Raw genomic sequence first — 15909 nt, 5'->3', positions numbered from 1 at the left:
GAATAATGTGTTGAAAGCAAAAAGAGATGATAAAACACCTTCAAAATAGACCGCACTTTCATCACCGTTATGCAAAACGGCGTATTTTATCACCCTTCATTCGTTGATTGATAAGGTAATTTGCTAGACTGATTGCGGTGCTTTTGCTGTGTTTTGGGGACGTTATGCTTTCGCTCACATAAAGAATTGATCACATTCAGGTCTAAATAAGCTCCAAATACTGATTAAGAAAATAATTCCCCCTGCAATCAAGGTTACTTTGTCGATGTTCAGTAACATTGAACCGCTAAACACTAAAATCACTAAAATCAAATACAGTAATCGGCCTAGATTACGCCCAAGAAAAATCAAAATTGCCGAACTGATCATCAAAAACAATAAGGCTAGGATTATCGTATAGTTAAATAAAAGATAAAAGCTTGAAAATACATCACTGAGCTTAAAAATAAAAAGCTCTTGAAGAATACCAACAAGTCCTTGTACAAAGAGAATGACTAAGATACAAGGCAAAATATACATATCATATGGTCTTCTCATGAATATTACCCTTATGTGTTACATAAATAATGTGGGCAACATGCCCACATTGATTCACTACGCTTTTATGTCTTTTTGCACCGCAATTGCCAATTCCGTTAACGCTTGTGGATTTGCCATACTTGGTGCATCTGTCATTAAACAGGCTGCAGCTGTGGTTTTCGGGAAAGCAATCACATCACGGATATTTTCTGTTCCCGTTAACAACATGGTTAAGCGATCTAACCCAAAGGCAAGACCTGCGTGTGGTGGTGTGCCAAATTTTAAGGCATCGAGTAAGAAGCCAAATTTTTCACGCTGTTCCTCTTCATTGATACCTAAAATACGGAACACGGTTTGTTGCATTTTTTGATCAAAAATACGCACAGAACCGCCCCCCACTTCATAGCCATTAATGACCATATCATAGGCATTGGCAACGGCGGCGGTTGGATTCGCTTCAAGTTCAGCTGGGGTGAAATCTTTTGGTGAAGTGAACGGGTGGTGCATCGCAGCCAAGCCGCCTTCATCATCCAATTCAAACATTGGGAAGTCGATTACCCAAAGTGGCTGCCATTCATCCAGTTTAGTTAATCCTAAATCACGCCCTAATTTCAAACGCAATGCCCCCATTGCATCCGTTGCCACTTTGTAGCTGTCCGCACCGAAGAATAAAATATCGCCATTTTGTGCTTGTACTCGTTCTAACAAGGCTTTTAAAACAGGCTCAGATAAGAACTTCGCAATCGGGCTTTGAACGCCTTCCATGCCTGCCGCCAAATCGTTCACTTTTAACCACGCCAAGCCTTTTGCACCATAAATACCCACAAACTGCGTATATTCATCAATTTGTTTGCGGGTAATGGTTGCACCATTAGGTACACGGATCACCGCAATGCGTCCATTTGGATCATTGGCAGGACCACTAAAGACTTTGAAATCCACCTCTTTCAACAAATCTGCCACATCCACCATTTCTAACGGGTTACGTAAATCAGGTTTATCAGAACCAAAACGACGCATCGCTTCTGCGAAAGTCATTACTGGGAAGTGCCCTAAATCCACACCAATAATGTCTTGCCATAAACCACGCACCATTTTTTCCATAATGGCACGCACTTCTGGAGCGGTTAAAAAGGAGGTTTCCACATCAATTTGGGTAAATTCAGGTTGACGGTCGGCGCGTAAATCTTCATCTCGGAAACATTTCACAATTTGATAGTAACGATCAAAGCCAGACATCATCAAAAGCTGTTTAAACAATTGTGGTGATTGTGGCAAGGCATAGAATTTGCCTTTGTGTACACGGCTTGGCACCAAATAATCGCGTGCCCCTTCTGGCGTGGCTTTGGTTAACATTGGGGTTTCAATATCAAGAAAACCATTATCATCCATAAAACGACGGACAAAACTGGTGATTTTGGCACGGGTTTTCAAACGTTGTGCCATTTCTGGACGACGTAAATCTAAATAACGGTATTTTAAACGCTGTTCTTCGGTATTATTTTGATTAAAATCCAGCGGCAATGGCTCGGCACTGTTATAGATCGAAAGGGCTTTGGCTAACACTTCCACTTCGCCCGTTGCCATATTTTTGTTAATTTGATTATCAGGGCGTGCAATCACTTCCCCTTTAATTTGAATACAAAACTCGTTACGCAAACTGGCGGCAGCGCTAAGGGCATCTTGATATTTTGGATCAAAACACACTTGCACAATGCCATCACGATCACGCATATCAATAAAAATCAACCCACCTAAATCACGGCGACGATGCACCCAACCACTTAATGTTACCTCTTGCCCAATATTTTCACGGTTTAATGCTCCGCAATAATGTGTTCGCATCATGTCAAATTCCTTTATTTTACACATACAAAAATTGTTTTAATTATAGCTGAAAATCAAACCATATAAAAAGGTTATTTGTGTTTGCAAAACATTCAATAGGTACTGCATTTTCCTTAGTTTAAAGAAAATTCTTCTGTATTTAATGCATTTATTAGAACAATTTGCTACATTTAAGCGGCTTTATAGACTATTACAATTAAGTAAAGGAGGACATTCATGTTATTTATTAATCTTATTTTTGCACTGATTTTAGCCATTCGCTTTTATAGCCTTTCTATTTCCATCAAAAATGAAAAACGTTTAATCGAAAAAGGGGCAGTTCAGTATGGCAAACGTAACTCTGCCTTGTTATCTGCCGCCCATATTTTATTTTATGTGGCTGCTATCACCGAGGCAAACCTTCGCCACATCACCTTCGATGCCACTTCTCAACTTGGTTTAGCCATTTTAGTGTTTGCGATTGCCATGCTGTTTTATGTGATTTCTGCCCTGAAAGAAATTTGGACCGTGAAAATCTATATTCTGCCAGAACACAAAATCAACCGTTCGTTCCTCTTCCGTTATGTCAGACACCCAAACTATTTCTTAAATATTTTGCCTGAATTAATTGGGCTAAGTCTGTTTTGCCAAGCAACCTATACGGCGTTGATCGGCTTACCCATTTATGGCGTGATTCTTGCTGTGCGGATTAAACAAGAAGAGCAAGCCATGCAGCATTTATTAAAAAATCCTTAATTGATTTGAGATAACACAAAACTTCTTCTAAAATGACCGCACTTTTTACAAAACAATGAACACTAGCATGGTCAAAGATACCCTTTTCTCAGCCCCCATTGAAAAATTGGGGGATTTTACCTTTGATGAAAGCGTGGCAGAAGTCTTTCCCGATATGATCCAACGCTCCATTCCAGGTTACTCGAATATTATTACCGCTATCGGTATGCTCTCCTCTCGCTTTGTTACGCCCAATAGCCAAGTCTATGATTTAGGGTGTTCTCGTGGTGCAGCTACACTTTCGGCACGTCGTCATATCACGCAAGCGGGGGTGAAAATTATTGGGGTGGATAATTCCCAACCGATGGTTGAGCGTTGTCGCCAGCATGTGAATGCTTATCAAAGTGCGGTGCCTGTGGAGATTCTTTGTGAAGATATTCGTCGGATTCACATTGAAAATGCCTCTATGGTGATTTTAAATTTCACCTTGCAATTTTTGCCACCCGAAGATCGTAAGACGTTGTTAAAAAATATTTATCAAGGCTTAAATCCCAATGGTGTGTTGGTGTTATCTGAAAAATTCCGTTTCGAAGAGGAAAGCATCAATGCATTACTGATTGATTTGCATCACCAATTTAAACGGGCAAATGGGTATAGCGAACTTGAAGTCAGCCAAAAACGTACCGCACTTGAAAATGTTATGCGAACAGACAGCATTGCGACACATAAAGCCCGTTTAGCGGAGGTAGGCTTTCAACAGGTGGAACTGTGGTTTCAGTGCTTTAATTTTGGTTCCATGATTGCGGTGAAATAAGCTCAATCATCGCCAAAAGTGCGGTCATTTTGCGAAAAGTTTTGCGAAAAGTTTTGCGAAAGTGCTTTTCCGCAAAACGTGGAGATGGAAGGAAAGGCGGTAAATCACATTTTACCGCCTTTTCTTGGATTAAAGGGCATTGAAATCTTTATCGAGCAAACGATGCAATAAGATCACCCCGTCTTTAAAACGGTATTCGGCATATTCGGCTTGGGCATAATATTCGCCTTTCCCTTCTGCAAAAAAATAATCCTGACTTGGCAGTCTTGGAGAAAGATACGCCATATTCACAGGCAAATAGAGTTTATCTACACAGCCCGAAAAATCACTCGGCACTTGTTCTGTCAATCGGCATAATCCCATCTCGCCCCCCTCATTCCGTTTTAACAAGGCATATATCCGATGTGCCGTTCCTGTCTTCTCTTCATCAAGACCATTTATCTCATCTAAAATGGCATAATTCAGATGCATATAATCCCCTTGCATCAACGAACGTGGATCCAACGGGGCAATTTTTAATACCACAGGATCCCCATTGCGTAACACATCTTCATATTGCATGATTTTTTGATTGGCTAAAAAACCAATGCCCAATACGACAACAGTCGCGATCACCAGTTTGAATTTCGACAACGGTTGCCATGCCAATGGGGTGAATGGGGTTTGTTGCGTAAGTGTTGCTGCATTTTCCCCATTGGTTCGATAGAAAGACGCCGATGCCATGATCGCAAACACCATTCCGCTCCCGATGAGTAAGAAAGATTTGTGTAACAGGGGAATAAGTAACAGGTAATAGTAAAGGGATAAACTGAACATCACGCCAAGCACTGCCACGGCAAACAGAATCCGACTACGACTCAAATACGCCAATAACAACAAGGCAAAATACGCCAACATAGTGTTCGTCGCCACTAAAGCGATTCCCAATATCACGAATCCCACCATGATGACCAGCCGATTTTTTGTGCTAACCGAACGTTCAATACGCCAAAATAAGATTAACGGTGAAAAAGCCACCATGAGTCGCAATAACTTCACCAGTAACGCATTGGTTGTGGTATGCCGAAAGAAATCAGACGTAATAAGATGAAACCAGTCTGAGATGCTTGATACGTCAGGCAAGGCAGGTGCCATTTCAGTGTGCGTAAGCCAGACAAGATCATGAATAGTGAACAAATTTAAGCCCACTAACATCATTGCCCATACCATCGGTAACCAAAAATCGGAACGGGGGTTTTCCTCATGCTGAGCAATGTAGTAATACAGGATGATGCCGATCAGAATAAAACTATCAGGCAGACTCACAATGAGAGGGGCAAGAAGAGAGTCGGTGGCTCGGTTATCAAAGTAACCAATAAACAACAGCAGACCGACCAAGCATGCTCCACCAAGGGAAAAGCGTAACCAAGGGGCTGGACGAATCCAATAGAAGAAAGCAAAGATCGCCAGCATCGTGAAAAAACGCAGTGATTCATATTCCGTGAAAAGGAAAGAAATAAAATATAACGTCGCCCCAATTGAAACGAAGCTATCCAATGTGGTTCCCCATAATTCGCCTTTTTTATGCTTAATTTGTGCATTATGTAAAAAAATGGCAATAATGAAAAACACGACTGCAACATAAGCTAAATCCTGTGCTTCATCGAATTTAAAGGTAAAAAATAAGGTTGCCAGCAACAAAAGGCTACAAAACTCGATCAGCACAAGCACGAGTGGATAAATATGCCATGTGATTTTTTCTTGCTCAGGATATCGTTGCTTAAACCATTTTCTCAATATTCCGATTCCAACAAGGTTACTGAGAAAGGCAGTGAGCGTTACCGCAACCAGATCCTCCGCAATATCGATAAAGAATTTCACATTCAGGCTAACAATGGCGTAAAGGAACAACATCACAAGAATGAGAAAATCAAAACGACGGGCTTTGTAATAAAAAATCAGCCCCGCCACCAATAGCCAAGTCAAAGCAACGGACTGGTTATGAAACAACAACAAAAAGAAAGAAAAGACCAATAATAGCGTGCTACATTTTGGCAAAATCCGCCAAGTGACATCTCGCCAATATTTCCCCGCCCATTCCGACAACAAAAGAAACACAAAATTCAGTCCCACTAAGCCATAGTGCATCTCATGAGAAAAACTGTCCTGTAACAAGATGAATGTGATATTACAGGTTGCCATCAAGAGCAAGGCGGTCGCTACATTAGGAAAAAGCAAGACAAAAGGGAGCTGACACAGCGACCAAAAGGCAAACAGCTGCCAAGCATTTGCCCCCGTTTGGTAAGTTTGTCCAATTAACGCAAAAAGTGCACCAATTAATACCGCCAGCAAGAAAAAGAAAGAAGAAGTGAGCCATCGGCTATCTGATTTTCGGCTTTCTCGATAATAAAAAAAGCCAGCGAATACAAAAGTAATCAGAAATAGCGTTTGTGTGCCATAGAGTTTTTGAAGTTTTGAGAAATCATCCCAATTTGCCGCCAACCATGTGATGACACCACTTGCAAAAAAGCCCACCGCAAACATCAAAAGTAAAAGGGTTAAATACTGATACCAAGATAAGTGAAATAAAGGATTTTTTTGCATTGGTGGCTCCTTATATTGATAATCTAATGATTTTCCCCCGCAATTATGGCATAATCTCGCCCGCTTAATACAATCATTTTTTAATCTATCATTGAGGATAAATTATGCGAATTTTACATACTATGCTACGTGTAACGGATTTGACACGCTCAATTCAATTTTATCAAGATGTGTTAGGCATGCGTTTACTGCGTACCAGTGAAAATGAAGAATATCAATATACTCTGGCTTTTTTAGGCTATGACGATGAAGAAAAAGCCTCCGTCTTAGAATTAACCTATAACTGGGGCGTGACAGAATATGAACTCGGCACCGCTTATGGACATATCGCCATTGGGGTGGATGATATTTATGCCACTTGTGAAACTGTACGCCAAGCAGGGGGAAAAATTACACGTGAACCTGGTCCTGTCAAAGGTGGAAAAACGGTGATTGCGTTTGTAGAAGATCCTGATGGCTATAAAATTGAATTTATTGAAAACGAAAGTGCACAAGCTGGACTAGGAAATTAATTTTTTAACCGCACATCGACGGTTGACAATCCTGTGTGGTTTTTATTCCAACAATAGCGTGGCGAAAGTCCACGCTTATTTATTTAAAAAGGACGATAAGGTGTCAGAACAACAAACTGAAACAACCAATTATCATTTATTAAAAAATCGTTTTCGAGGCTATTTCCCTGTCATTATTGATGTGGAAACCGCAGGATTTAATGCCAAAACAGATGCGTTACTTGAATTAGCGGCGATCACCTTAAAAATGAATGAAAATGGTCAACTTGAACCCGATCAAAAATGCCACTTCCACATTGAACCTTTCCCTGGTGCCAATATTAATCCAGAATCCTTACAATTTAACGGGATTGATATCCACAATCCTCTACGAGGTGCGGTAAGTGAAGACATCGCCATTAGTGAAATGTTTAAAATGGTGAGAAAAGCACAAAAAAACGCAGAATGCCAACGTTCCATTATTGTGGCACATAATGCCGCCTTCGATCAGAGTTTTGTCATGGCTGCCGCAGAACGGACAAAAATTAAACGCAATCCTTTTCATCCTTTTGGTCTTTTTGATACGGCAACCTTAAGTGGTTTCATGTTCGGACAAACGGTCTTAGTTAAAGCGTGCCAAGCGGCTAACATCCCGTTTGATGGTAAACAAGCCCATTCAGCTCTGTATGATACGGAACGCACTGCAGAACTCTTTTGCTATATGGTCAACCATTTCAAAGCATTAGGCGGTTTTCCACATCAACCCACGTAACGACGGGGTTATCATTATCATCGACAACTCAATCCGATTGTTTTTTCTCGGAAGTGGCTAGACAAAAAAATTTTTTTTAGTAAATTTAGAAATTCCTTCTAAAAAATAACCTAAGGACAAACTCAATGTTATTATCTAACCCTGTTGTGATTTCCATTGTTGTGTTACTCGTACTCAGCTTATTACGTATTAACGTCGTGATCGCACTCGTGATTTCTGCGTTAGTGGCGGGTTTAACAGGCAATTTAGGAATCAGTGAAACCATTAAAACCTTTACCAACGGATTAGGCGGTGGGGCTGAAGTGGCGATGAACTACGCTATTTTAGGTGCCTTTGCAGTCGCCATCTCTAAATCAGGTATTACCGATTTACTGGCATATAAAGTGATTAAACGTTTAGGCGGCACGCCAACTGGGCGTTCGTTATTTGGTTTTAAATATTTTATTTTAGCCATTTTGACCCTGTTCGCCATTTCATCACAAAACTTACTCCCCGTACATATTGCCTTTATCCCTATTGTGATCCCACCTCTTTTAGTGATTTTCAATAAATTAAAATTAGATCGCCGTGCTGTCGCTTGCGTATTAACCTTCGGTTTAACGGCAACCTATATGTTACTGCCTGTCGGGTTCGGTAAAATCTTTATTGAAAGCGTATTGGTCAAAAACATCAATGAAGCAGGTGCCACTTTAGGTTTACAGACCACTGTCGCAGAAGTGTCATTAGCCATGACTGTCCCTGTTGTTGGCATGATTTTAGGCTTATTAACAGCCGTCTTTATTACTTACCGTAAACCAAGAGAATACGTATCGAGCCAAACAGAAGTCAGTACCGATGAAATTGAAGCACACATTACGAACATTAAACCCTTCCATGTCGGGGCGAGTTTAGTCGCCATTGTGGTCACTTTTGCATTACAACTCTTCACTAGCTCAACCATTATTGGCGGATTAGCCGGTTTAATTATTTTTGCACTGTGCGGTATTTTCAAATTAAAAGAAAGTAACGATATCTTCCAACGTGGTTTACGCCTAATGGCAATGATCGGTTTTGTTATGATCGCTGCATCAGGTTTTGCCAATGTCATCAATACCACAGGTGGCGTGACCGTATTAGTTGAAACCTTCAGCCAAGGTATCGGACCAAACAGCAAAGGACTGGCTGCCTTCTTAATGTTATTAGTGGGCTTATTTATCACCATGGGGATCGGTTCATCATTCTCAACGGTACCAATCATTACCTCAATTTATGTGCCACTTTGCTTGTCATTAGGTTTCTCACCACTTGCAACAGTATCCATTATCGGCGTATCTGCGGCATTAGGTGATGCAGGCTCACCTGCTTCTGACTCGACTTTAGGCCCAACCTCAGGTCTTAATGCTGACGGGAAACATGACCATATTTGGGATTCTGTCGTGCCGACATTTATTCACTATAATATCCCATTAATCATTTTTGGCTGGTTAGCCGCCATGTATCTTTAATCAAAAATCCTCCCATTTGGGAGGATTCTTTTCACCGAAACGTATGACAAAAAACGAACTCATTGCCCAACTTAGCCAAAAAGTGAGCCAACTTTACCAACAAGTCGCCCACAAAAAAAACCAACGCCTTCAAACAGATTTCGACCCACAACTTTTTAGCGAGAATAACCAAACCTACGCCTTTTATTTTCAACAAATTCAAAACACAATACAGCAATTAGCCCAACTTAAAGATAATGAAGTGGAATGTTGTGGCTTTATCATCGAAAAATTGCTTTCACAATATGTTGCCCTGTCTGACACCTTGACAGCAAACCACAAAGCCACCGCCCCCGTGCTCACTCAAGCAGACAAATCTCACATTCACCGCTTGCCACCACGTGAACGGTTAAGCCAATACTACACTGCCCTACATGCATTAAATCAGAAAATCACCGATTATGAAGACCAAAAGGACAAATGTAACGACCCTACATTGCAATACCAACTGCAACAACGCATTGCCTTTAACCAACAACGCCGAACTAAATGTTTAAATGCCATTGAAAGCCTAGAAGAATATTTACGCATCAAAGGCAAAAAATCCGCACCGAAGCCTTAAACCTCCCCACCTCACAGCAAATAAACACCCTTCCCCAACACGTTGCTGAATATGCCATGAGTTCAATACTCCCCGATGGCGCTCGTGTCCACACGAGTGCCTTTTAAACACCTAATTCGTTAAAAGCACTCGTCACAGACGAGCACTATCCTTGAGGTTCTTTTCAATCTCTATTAATGACTGATTTGTGCCATTAAATTCTCCACAAAATCTAACCGCACTTTATGGCTTTCAAAGGTTTTCGTAAAACGGAATTTGGTTGGGCCGTCGAAGCGGTAAACCGTTGGTTCTGTTTGGATTAATTGCAAGAATTTCATTGGGTCTAAATCTGCATTGGCGGCAAATTCAATAAATCCCCCTTGGGCGTTAGCGTCGATTTTATGAATTTGCAGCGTTTTTGCCATTTGGCGTAACTGGGCGATTTGGAATAAATTACGGGTGGCTTCGGGGAGCATGCCGAAACGGTCGATAAGTTCGACTTTAAGTTCATCTAACGCCTGTTTATTTTCTGCGCCTGCAATGCGTTTATAGAAGGACAACCGCATATTCACATCACCGACATAATCCTCTGGCAACAAAGCTGGCAAGCGTAAATCAATTTCCACTTGTTGTTGGGTTAATTCATCAAGAGATGGCTCACGCCCTGCTTTTAAGGCATTCACTGCACTTTCCAGTAAATCCATATACAGGGAAAAACCGATGGACTCAATTTGTCCACTTTGCTCTGAGCCGAGCAATTCTCCCGCCCCTCGAATTTCTAAATCATGAGTGGCAAGAATAAAGCCTGCCCCTAAATTATCTAAACTCTCCAATGCTTCCAGACGTTTTTGGGCATCTTTGGTCATGGCTTTTGGTGGTGGCGTTAATAAATACGCATACGCCTGATGATGCGAACGCCCCACCCGACCTCGCAGTTGGTGCAATTGGGCTAAACCAAAGTTATCTGCACGTTCAATAATGATGGTGTTGGCAGTGGGCACATCAATGCCCGTTTCAATAATGGTGGAACACACTAACACATTGAAGCGTTGGTGATAAAAATCCGACATCACACGTTCAAGCTCACGCTCTCGCATTTGTCCGTGTCCAATGGTAATGCGAGCTTCGGGAACTCGCTCCGCTAATTTTTGTGCACAATTCTCGATGCTTGCCACATCGTTATGCAAGTAATAGACCTGACCACCACGTAAAATCTCACGCAAGATTGCCTCTCGAATAATGGCGTCGTCTGCTTGTTTAACAAAGGTTTTAATGGTTAAACGGCGTGCGGGCGGTGTTGAAATAATGGATAAATCCCGAATGCCGTGCATCGCCATATTGAGGGTTCTTGGAATTGGCGTTGCGGTTAAAGTGAGAATATCAATATTGGCACGAAGCTGTTTAATACGTTCTTTTTGTCGCACGCCGAAACGGTGTTCTTCATCAATCACCAGTAAGCCCAAGTCTTTAAATTGCACGTCAGATTGAATCAGTTTGTGCGTGCCAATCAAAATATCAATTTTGCCTTGTGCTAAATTTTCCAATATGGCTTTTTGTTCTTTCGCCGTTTTAAAACGAGAAAGCACCTCCACATTAATCGGTAAATTGGCAAAACGATCTTTAAAGTTCTCAAAATGTTGTTGTGCCAGTAGCGTGGTGGGCACTAACACCGCTACTTGCTTGTGATTCATCACCGCTAAAAATGCCGCACGCATTGCCACTTCGGTTTTGCCAAAGCCCACATCCCCACAGACTAAACGATCCATTGCCTTCGGCTGACACATATCCGAAATGACCGCATTGATCGCCATTTCTTGATCGAGGGTTTCTTCAAAGGGGAAAGTGGCAGCAAATTGTTGGAAGGCTTCACGATCATAATGGAAGGCAAAGCCTTTTTGTGCTTCACGTTGAGCATACACATCCAGCAATTCGGCCGCCACATCACGAATTTTTTCCGCCGCTTTTTGGCGAGCACGCCCCCACGCATCACTGCCCAATTTATGCAATGGTGCAGTTTCATCGGAACCGCCCACATAACGACTGATTAAATGCAAAGATGCCACTGGGACATATAATTTGGATTCATTAGCATAATTTAACAGCAAATATTCTGCCGTAATGCCGCCGTTTTCGAGGGTAACTAAACCTGCATAACGCCCCACGCCGTGGTCTAAATGCACCACAGGTTGCCCAATTTTCAGCTCCGCAAGGTTGCGGATTAAGGTATCAGGATTAACGGATTTACGTTTATCACGGCTACGCTGTTGCACACGTTCGCCTAATAATTCCGTTTCGGTGATCACCGCCAACGGTGGCGCCTGTTGCAAAATAAAACCGTTTTCCAAGGCGCTGATCAACACATTACATTTTTCTTTGGCGGCGGCAAGTGCGGTTAATTTCTGCGGTTTTATTTTCAGTGGCGCCAGCAAGTCAAGCAAGGTTTCACGTCGCCCTTCCGTTTCCACGGAAAACACCAGATTGCCCTGAAATTGTTCGTTAAATTGGCGTAATGCTTGCAATGGTTCTTTCTGTTGCGATTGAATCGCCAACGGTGGCAAAGGTTGCACTGGCAAATTTGTTTGACGTGCCGAGGCACGAATTTTCTCTTGTTTTAAACTGAGTCTTGGATAGTTTTTGAGCGTGCGGTTCACCTCTTCCACGCGCAACCATAAGCGTTCAGGGGGCAACAATGGACGCATAGGATCCACTTTGCGACTTTCATAACGTTGCGCCGCATCTTGATAAAACCGTTCCCCTTGCGTCTGAATATCGCCAACATCAAGGAAAAGGCTGTTGGCAGGCAAGTAATCAAATAAGGTCGCCATCTGTTCAAAAAACAAAGGTTGCCAATATTCAATCCCTGAAATTAAGGTGCCTTTGCTCACCTGTTGATAAATATGTTCGGGATCACGACGAATTTCCCCAAAGGTTTCCCGAAATTGGGTACGGAAAAATTCAATGCCTTTTTCATCCGTAGGAAACTCGTGGGCAGGCAATAAATGAATAGCGTCGATTTCTTCCAGCGTGCGTTGGGTATCTACATCAAAAGTGCGGATAGAATCAATTTCATCGTCAAAAAAATCTAAACGAAAAGGCACATCGCTTCCCATTGGGAAAAGATCCAGCAAGGCACCACGCACCGCATATTCACCGTGCTCCAACACTTGCTCCACCGCACGATAGCCCGCACTGTCGAGGTTTAAACGCATTTTGTTAATCTGTAAGCGATCCCCTTTTTTAATTAACAACAAGTTATGGTGCAAAAAAGTCGGTGGGCATAAACGCTGCATTAGGGTGCTGATGGGCAAAATCACAATGCCTTTTTCTTGATGTTGTAATTGGAAAAGGGTGCTTAAACGGGTGGAGATGATCTCTTGATGGGGTGAAAAGGCATCATAAGGCAAGGTTTCCCAATCAGGGAAAAAACACACTGGCTGGGGGCTAAATTGTGATAAAACTTTTTCCAAACGCACCGCACTTCGGGTGTCGGCGGTGATGACGACAGTCAAACCTGAGTGCTGAGAGGCAATTTCAGCAATCGCCACCCCATCTGCACCAATGAGTACATTGCCGAGAATTTTATGATCATGAGGTTGGGAAGGAATATCAAGATTAAAATAATGAGTCATAGTAGGATGCGTTGTTTGTTCAATGAAAAGAAAGTCAAAAGATGAGCCATAGTGTAGCTCAATTTCACTTCATTTCCAACGTCAACTCTGTATAAAAAGCCAGTAATGTAGGTAGTACCAAAAGAGAAAATTAGGTAGACAACGCCTTATTTTTCAACCTTGCCCTTTTCTGCCTTTTCTTTTTGGGCTTTCATGGCGGCTTTTTCTTCTTTTGTCCAATCTTCATCAAATTTCACCACTGGCACACAACAACAACCTCTGCCACCGCCTCGCTCAACGCCAATTTCTCGGCAAAACTGGTTATACGCCTCCCATGCTCGGCGTAATACACTTTTCTTTTTTTGTTGTTCCATGTGATATCTCCTGCTTTGGCTAAGAGATATCATCATAAAATGACCGCATAATTTTGCAACACTTTCTTCATTTCTTGACGACAGCACTTTAGCCATTGTTTTTTCCCGGTCATCTCCGCAAGATCAAGGCGTTTGTGCTGTAAAAAGGCTTGTAAAGTTGGGCAGTCGGTTTCGTGATGCCCTGCCAAGAAACGCTGAATAGCAGGTAAGCTCGCAGACAATGGCACATAAAAATCCGCAAAATGATGGAGCATCGCCCAATCCTGCTCGAGCAATTGCCAATCCACCTTTTCCATTGTAAAAGGCGTGTCAGCAAAAGATGCAGCCAAAGGGTGCCAAGATAAAGGTAAGTTACGTTGAAATTGTTGCTGTGCTTGTTGGCAAAACACCTTGCCCTTTGCCGTTAATGGTTTGAGTGCCACCACAGAATACCCCCCACTGCTCGCTTCTTTTTGTTCACTGAGATGCACAAACACAAACCCACATTTTTGCCAAAATGTCGCCAGCGTTTGGGTATAACCAAAACTCACGGATAAAAAATCCACTTCAGCCTGCTGGCTTATTTCCTTGATCAACCTTTGTCCAATGCCTTGATGTTGGCAATGGGGATGAACGGCAATGCGAGAAATTCGCAAGGAGGATAAGCGGCACGCTTGTGGAAAATTGCCTTGAAAACACAATAACTGAGCCACTAAATTGCCACGAGGGCGACGCACTCCTCGAGCAATATCCTGAATCAAAGGTTCGGATTCTGGGCTGAATTTCCCCTCTTCCACCAGCCAAACACCCCCGAGCAACTGGTCTTTTAATGTGGCTAAATAAAACTGTTGTTTTGGGGCATCCAATAAACGGCGTAAATCCACTGGTGAAGTGCGATAATGTGCAAGACTCAGCAGGGCATAAAAATCCTGCCATTTGTCTGCCTTGAGTTGTTGGGGAGAATAGGCTTGCACTTGGTAAGCAAGCGGCACGGGATCGGGCGATAAGCCACTGTCTGACAAATTATCAACCACTAAATTATCGTCCAGCAATAACAGATTTTCTATAAAACCTTCGAGCCGATCATTTTTCTGCCAGCGAAGAGGTTGATGCAATTCAATATGCACAAAAGTGCGGTGTAAATTTGCTTTAAATTTGAGTAAAAAACCGCGTCCCGTGCCTTCATAACTTTGTGTTGTGGTGGTGCAAAGCACTCGCTGAAAGGCAGAAGTTAAACGTTCAAGCAGGTTAAGCGGTATCATTGCGGCTTCATCAATAAGCAACCAAGCCTGAGAAAACGCATGCGGATTTTGTTCAATTTCCGTACACAATGCATCTGGGGGAAGAAAAGGAAGTGGCTCGCCTGCAAAAACGTGCAAAATATCCACCGCACTTTTGTTCGGTGCCGTCAGAATAAAAGGTTGATGTTGCGAGCATAATTGTTTCGCCCAAAAACCAGCAAGTGCCGATTTACCACGCCCCCGTTTGGCGGTCAGCAAAATAATGTCTGCCTGTGAAGTGGCAATTTGCTGTAACAGTTGTTGCTGTTCTAAGGTAGGCGTTGGGGTAGGCGTTGGATCTGAATCCACGCTTTTTGCTTGCCGTGCATTTTCTTGCGGTACATTTTCTTGCCGTTCTGGGAAATCAAGAGAAGGACAATCCAGAGAAGGAAAATGATAAACAGGGAATCCATATTTTTTCACACATTGCTGAAAAAATCGGACAAAGTGCGGCGTTGGAATAGGCAGTGCTTCCCCCGACCAACGCAAAGAGTCGGGATCTTGCCATTGAGTTAACTGTTCCCACTGGGAAAAAAGCATAATGAGTAGACCGGGTTGTCGCAACGTGCCACTCACGGCAGCCAAGGCGTCCAAATTGAGCCCTGCTCTTGCATCATAAATAATCAAGTTAAATTCTTGCCCTAAAAGATTTTTGGCTTGATTAAAAGGAACGATTTTCATCGTTGAAAGGGAAGGGAGGCTTAACCTCTTTACGAAACTATCGCCAATCCATACCGCACTTTTTGATGGCGGTAAATGGACGAAAAGCGGTGAGAGGGACTTTTCATCACCTACCCACAGCTGTAATTGTCTGGATGTAAAATTGCTAATTTTGCCTTGAAAAGACATCATATTGACGAGAA

General features: G+C 42.4%; 12 protein-coding genes. 6 read left to right on the top strand and 6 right to left on the bottom strand.

Annotation, left to right across the window (positions count from 1 at the left end; genetic code table 11):
• Positions 1 to 174: 174 nt before the first annotated feature.
• Positions 175 to 537, bottom strand: coding sequence for a hypothetical protein (locus ACPEEM_RS00385; protein WP_424402397.1), 363 nt, complete (start codon positions 535 to 537; stop codon positions 175 to 177).
• Between the two features lie 57 nt (positions 538 to 594).
• Positions 595 to 2367, bottom strand: coding sequence for an aspartate--tRNA ligase (gene aspS / locus ACPEEM_RS00380; RefSeq protein WP_424407289.1), 1773 nt, complete (start codon positions 2365 to 2367; stop codon positions 595 to 597).
• Positions 2368 to 2583: 216 nt separating this feature from the next.
• On the opposite strand from aspS, the gene ACPEEM_RS00375 reads away from it, so the two are divergent.
• Together ACPEEM_RS00375 and cmoA are read left to right on the top strand one after the other, a co-directional pair.
• Positions 2584 to 3102, top strand: a complete 519-nt coding sequence (locus tag ACPEEM_RS00375) for an isoprenylcysteine carboxyl methyltransferase family protein (RefSeq protein ID WP_424402395.1) — start codon at positions 2584 to 2586, stop codon at positions 3100 to 3102.
• 67 nt (positions 3103 to 3169) lie between these two features.
• Positions 3170 to 3895, top strand: a complete 726-nt coding sequence (gene cmoA, locus ACPEEM_RS00370; protein WP_424407287.1) for a carboxy-S-adenosyl-L-methionine synthase CmoA — start codon at positions 3170 to 3172, stop codon at positions 3893 to 3895.
• A gap of 129 nt (positions 3896 to 4024) precedes the next feature.
• Here cmoA and ACPEEM_RS00365 read toward each other — a convergent pair whose 3' ends face one another.
• Positions 4025 to 6478, bottom strand: coding sequence for a GDYXXLXY domain-containing protein (locus ACPEEM_RS00365; RefSeq protein ID WP_424407285.1), 2454 nt, complete (start codon positions 6476 to 6478; stop codon positions 4025 to 4027).
• Between the two features lie 104 nt (positions 6479 to 6582).
• On the opposite strand from ACPEEM_RS00365, the gene gloA reads away from it, so the two are divergent.
• The 4 genes from gloA to priC all read left to right on the top strand — a co-directional run bounded on the left by gloA (position 6583) and on the right by priC (position 9826).
• Complete coding sequence (gloA, locus tag ACPEEM_RS00360; RefSeq protein WP_424402392.1) at positions 6583 to 6990, top strand: lactoylglutathione lyase; 408 nt, start codon at positions 6583 to 6585, stop codon at positions 6988 to 6990.
• A gap of 100 nt (positions 6991 to 7090) precedes the next feature.
• The gene (gene rnt, locus ACPEEM_RS00355; protein WP_424402391.1) at positions 7091 to 7741 is read left to right on the top strand and encodes a ribonuclease T; all 651 of its coding nucleotides are present in this window, start codon (positions 7091 to 7093) and stop codon (positions 7739 to 7741) included.
• A 125-nt stretch (positions 7742 to 7866) separates the two neighbouring features.
• Positions 7867 to 9225, top strand: coding sequence for a Na+/H+ antiporter family protein (locus ACPEEM_RS00350; protein WP_424402390.1), 1359 nt, complete (start codon positions 7867 to 7869; stop codon positions 9223 to 9225).
• A gap of 43 nt (positions 9226 to 9268) precedes the next feature.
• Complete coding sequence (priC, locus tag ACPEEM_RS00345) at positions 9269 to 9826, top strand: primosomal replication protein PriC (protein ID WP_424407283.1); 558 nt, start codon at positions 9269 to 9271, stop codon at positions 9824 to 9826.
• A 173-nt stretch (positions 9827 to 9999) separates the two neighbouring features.
• On the opposite strand, the gene mfd is transcribed toward priC, so the two are convergent.
• From mfd to ACPEEM_RS00330, 3 genes are all read right to left on the bottom strand, one after another.
• Positions 10000 to 13434, bottom strand: coding sequence for a transcription-repair coupling factor (gene mfd, locus ACPEEM_RS00340; protein ID WP_424407281.1), 3435 nt, complete (start codon positions 13432 to 13434; stop codon positions 10000 to 10002).
• Positions 13435 to 13580: 146 nt separating this feature from the next.
• A complete protein-coding gene (locus tag ACPEEM_RS00335; RefSeq protein ID WP_424402387.1) occupies positions 13581 to 13787 on the bottom strand; it encodes a DUF5363 family protein in 207 nt (68 codons plus the stop codon).
• A gap of 32 nt (positions 13788 to 13819) precedes the next feature.
• Entirely contained in the window at positions 13820 to 15898 is a 2079-nt protein-coding gene (locus ACPEEM_RS00330; protein ID WP_424407279.1) for a tRNA(Met) cytidine acetyltransferase TmcA, read from the bottom strand.
• Between the last annotated feature and the right edge of the window lie 11 nt (positions 15899 to 15909).

This window comes from Pasteurella pantherarum (assembly GCF_049670885.1).
Lineage (GTDB): Bacteria > Pseudomonadota > Gammaproteobacteria > Enterobacterales > Pasteurellaceae > Pasteurella.
This window is presented reverse-complemented; position numbering and strand designations above follow the sequence as displayed.